Annotated in this window: 6 protein-coding genes; 3 read left to right on the plus strand and 3 right to left on the minus strand. The window is 44.6% G+C overall.

Annotated features, from left to right (window positions below; genetic code table 11):
* The 3 genes from Q0200_RS10640 to Q0200_RS10650 form a co-directional block, all read left to right on the plus strand.
* A partial coding sequence (locus tag Q0200_RS10640; protein WP_297941025.1) for a MetQ/NlpA family ABC transporter substrate-binding protein occupies window positions 1–664 on the plus strand: 664 nt, incomplete at its 5' end.
* A gap of 190 nt (window positions 665–854) precedes the next feature.
* Window positions 855–1,634: a MetQ/NlpA family ABC transporter substrate-binding protein gene (locus tag Q0200_RS10645; RefSeq protein ID WP_297941026.1), complete on the plus strand. Its 780-nt coding sequence runs from the start codon at window positions 855–857 to the stop codon at window positions 1,632–1,634.
* A 351-nt stretch (window positions 1,635–1,985) separates the two neighbouring features.
* Entirely contained in the window at window positions 1,986–2,612 is a 627-nt protein-coding gene (locus Q0200_RS10650) for a DedA family protein (RefSeq protein ID WP_297941027.1), read from the plus strand.
* 213 nt (window positions 2,613–2,825) lie between these two features.
* Here the strand turns inward: Q0200_RS10650 and Q0200_RS10655 are convergent, their stop codons facing one another.
* The 3 genes from Q0200_RS10655 to Q0200_RS10665 form a co-directional block, all read right to left on the minus strand.
* Window positions 2,826–3,278: a hypothetical protein gene (locus Q0200_RS10655; protein WP_297941029.1), complete on the minus strand. Its 453-nt coding sequence runs from the start codon at window positions 3,276–3,278 to the stop codon at window positions 2,826–2,828.
* The gene (locus tag Q0200_RS10660; protein ID WP_297941031.1) at window positions 3,275–3,871 is read right to left on the minus strand and encodes a phage major capsid protein; all 597 of its coding nucleotides are present in this window, start codon (window positions 3,869–3,871) and stop codon (window positions 3,275–3,277) included. Before Q0200_RS10660 ends, Q0200_RS10655 begins: the two co-directional genes overlap by 4 nt.
* A 75-nt stretch (window positions 3,872–3,946) precedes the next feature.
* Window positions 3,947–4,186, minus strand: a 240-nt coding sequence (locus Q0200_RS10665) for a hypothetical protein (protein ID WP_297941033.1), incomplete at its 5' end; no start/stop codon positions are given.

Raw genomic sequence — 4,186 nt, forward strand, 5'->3', positions numbered from 1 at the left:
AGAAGCAGCTAAACCAATCTTAGAAAAAGAAGGATACAAGCTCGACGTCAAAATCTTTAACGACTACGTGATACCAAACATCGCCGTCGAAAACGGCGAACTCGACGCCAACTACTTCCAAGGCCTGCCGTATATGAAGTCGTTTAACAAAGACAAAGGCACTCACATCGTGCCGACCGTCGGCGTTCACGTCGAGCCTATGGGCGCGTATTCTAAAAAGATAAAAAGCTTAGACGAGCTAAAAGACGGCGATATCATCGCTATCTCAAACAATGCCGCAGACTCGACGCGCTCGATAAATTTGCTCGAAAAGGCCGGCATCGTAAAGGCTAAAGAGGGCGAATACAAATCCCCGCTCGATATCATAGAAAATCCAAAAAATCTCAAATTTAAAGAGATGGAGTCCGCGCAGACGCCCCGCTCTCTCGATGACGTCGCGCTAGCCTTTATCAACGTAAACTACGCCCTAGATGTCGGCCTCAAACCGACCAAAGACGCGATAATCCTCGAGGATAAAGATAGCCCGTACACCAACTACGTAGCGACCAAGGCCGGCAACGAAAATAATCCGAAAATCAAGGCTCTAGATAAAGCGATACTAACTCCCGAGGTTAAAGACTTTATCATAAAGCGCTACCAAGGTGCGGTGATACCGAGCTTCTGATCGCGTCACATTTGAGCAATTTGTCATCGCAAAATTTAGCTTTTAAAATCGCAATAGGCGCTTTTTGTTTAAATTTTAGGGCTCAAATTTAAAAAAAATAAAAATAGTCGAGAAAAATCTCCAAAAATAAAACGGCGTAAAAGCTTTTACCTTTTTAGCGCCGTTTTAAAAAATAAAAAAGGAAAATATAATGAAAGTTTTTAAAATTTTAGCAAGTTTGGCGCTAGCCTTTAACCTCTATGCAGCAGACAAAGATCACACTATCGTAGTAGCCGTCTCGCCTGTGCCTCATGCAGAGATCATGGAGTTTATCAAACCCGCTCTAGCAAAAGAGGGCTACGATCTAGTCATCAAAGAGATAAACGACTACTCGATACCGAATTTAGCGACGCAAGACGGCGATTTGGACGCGAATTTCTTTCAGCACTGGCCGTATCTAAAAAATCACAATGAAACAAAAGGCACGACCCTGATAACCGCCGCGGCGATACATCTTGAGCCGCTGGGCTTTTACTCAAAAAAGATAAAGAGCCTAAGCGAGCTAAAAGACGGCGCTAAAGTCGCGATCGCCTACGATCCGACTAACGGCAACAGAGCGCTAAATATCCTGCAAAAAGCAGGCCTAATAGAGCTAGATAAGAGCGCTGAGCTAGCCACGCCAAAAGACATCGTAAAAAATCCAAAGCGCCTAAATTTCGTCGAGCTTGAGGGCGCGCAGATACCCCGCACTCTGGACGAAGTCGATCTAGCCGCCATCAGCACAAACTTTGTCCTTGACATCGGTATGAATCCTAAAAAAGACTCGCTAGCTATCGAAGGTACGGAAAGCCCGTACGCCAACATCATCGCGGTCAAAGCAGGCAACGAAAATAGCCCGAAAATCAAAGCCCTCGTTAAAGCCGCAACCAGCCCTGAAACGAAGGAGTTTATCCTAAAAAGATATGACGGAGCGATCCTGCCGGTGTTTTGATTTTGCACGGCTTGTGCTTTGACGCAGGCCGAAAGCTTTTTTGGCCGATTTTAAAGTCGGCCGATAAAATTTTAGTAAAATTTGACTCTCAATCGGACGCGGTTAAATTTAGAACTCAAATTTGACCGCAACTCATTTTTTTAACTCGACAATCCTCCACAAAACCTTATCAAGGCGCGGGTAAAACCCAAATCTTTATCTTCTAAATTTATCCTGCAATCAAATTTAAAACTCGCCCGTAGTGCCGTCAAATTTAACCGCCGCAGACAACCATAACCCCAAATTACGCCCGCCTAAAGCTAAAATTTACCGTAGTTTGCTAAAATCATAATTTTAAATTTAAGGAGAAAAATGCTAGGCGATTTTATAAATTTTATCGTCCAAACCGTCGGCGAGTGGGGATATGCGGGCATATTTTTGATGATGTTTTTAGAGAGTTCGTTTTTCCCGTTTCCAAGCGAAGTGGCGATGATCCCGGCGGGATATCTAGCGCATCAAGGACAAATGAGCCTAGTGCTAGCGTGGTGCGCGGGTACGGCGGGCAGCCTCGCAGGAGCAGTGTTTAACTACTATCTATGCTACTTTTTCGGGCGCGAGCTCGTGCTAAAATACGGCAAATACGTCGGCATCACGAAGGTAAAAATGCGAAAATTCGAGGCGTTTTTCAAAAGGCACGGCGAGATTTCAACCTTTAACTGCCGCCTGATCCCGGGCATCCGCCAGTATATCAGCCTGCCGGCGGGCCTTGCTAAGATGAATCTTTTTAAATTTAGCCTCTACACGACTCTGGGTGCGGGTATCTGGGTCGCCATACTGCTTGCAGTGGGCTGGTATCTAGGCAAAAACTACGACAAGAGCGCGTTTAGCCACATCGTTGTCGCCCTACTCGCCGCCGTCGGCCTGCTGACAGCGCTTTATATCGTTTACGTAAAACGCCTAAGTAAAAAATCAAAAATCGGCGCAAAAGAGCTAGAATAAGACGCTGAGTAAGCTAACAAGCAAGGCCGAATTTAAAATTTGGCCTTGCTCTGCGGGATTTACTTTGTCAAGTCTAATCGCAAGCCATCGCCGCACCAAAAAGTATCCAGAGTTTTACCAAAATTTAACTTAGCCACTACCAATCAAAAGTAGCAGAGCCGTTTTTTGCCTCTCGAATTTACTTTTTAGAGACTGTATAAAAAGTTTATGCGTTTAAATTTTACGCCTTAAGGCAATAAATTTGATTACTTTTAAAGCTTCTTTGGTGAAATTAAAAAATGAAAATTTAGCCCTTTTTGCGTCTTTGTTTTTCAAATAATACCCGCGCAAATCAAGCGCTAAAAGCGTGATAAGGGAAGGAAACATGTAGATATTTATAGCGATAAGCACGATGCGAAGCGTAACGGTGTCTTGTAAAATAGCTTGTAAATTTAGGCTATTTTCGATACTGATATAATAAACGCCGATCACTGCAAAAAGCGCGGCGATACGTAAAATTTTAGATACGATTTCGTTACCTAGTTTTGAAATATTTTCACTCACGGCTAGCGACAAAAACAACCAGCAAAATATCCAAATAAGCGCAAAAACCACGTCTAAAAATAAATTTTCATCGTAACGCTCGCGTACGACGATAGCAAAAACGGGCGAGAAAATCAGACTCAAGACGAACCAAAAAAGCGAACGAAACGCAAGCAGGACAAAGCACGCGTAGATACAAGCGCTAGCGACAAGGTGCCACCTGCGGCAGCCGTCACGCTAGCGTTGATAGATGGTAGTTCAGCACGAGAGATATCACCATAACTTGATGTTGCTGTACCGTTGTCAACAATCAGGCCAAGACCTTCGATGCTATCACCGACACCCTTGCCGTAGAAAGCCGTACCAAGAGAATCGATCAACGAGTTAGCAGCCTCATCCATCTTTGCGCCGATCAATGAGATCACCTGTGTATCGTTAACGGCGTTCACATCCTTTTCGATGCCAGGTATGGTGATCGTCTGGTTATGAGCCTTGACGTACCACTTCAGGCTGCGAACGTTGTCGGTTGCCGACGTATCGAAGGTGTCCATGCCGCTGAATGGTCCACCGGTCGATGAGTTGGCAACCTGGATAGGTTGCTTCATAACCTCACCCATCCAGTTCTTAGGGTTAGCTGTTACACGTGCTGTAAAGACGTTTGAGTTGTTCACGATATCCACAACTTTAGGGAGTAATTTATCCTGCGTGAATTCAGTGACTCGTGGGGAAAATTTCATACTATTCTCCTTTACTTTTATTTATATGCTTATAATACTACATCATTTGTGATATACTTTGACCATTTTACATATTTAGCTCCTTAGCAGCGCCATGAGGTTTGATACTTTCTCTTGGGCAGTCTTCTTGGAATCAGTATTCTTCGGGAGCATATCCATGGCCGATTGCACATCCCTATCAGAGAGCGTGCCGCTATCACCTAGAGCTTTAATTATCTGAGCAGCAGCCCCTCTAGACTGGCTAGCATATGCCTGAGCTGACGGGTTAAACGCCCCGCCACTCACGCCATTGAGTAGGTTTGTCAATGTACCGCC

The sequence above is a fragment of the uncultured Campylobacter sp. genome, from assembly GCF_938045225.1.
Taxonomy (GTDB): Bacteria; Campylobacterota; Campylobacteria; order Campylobacterales; family Campylobacteraceae; genus Campylobacter_A.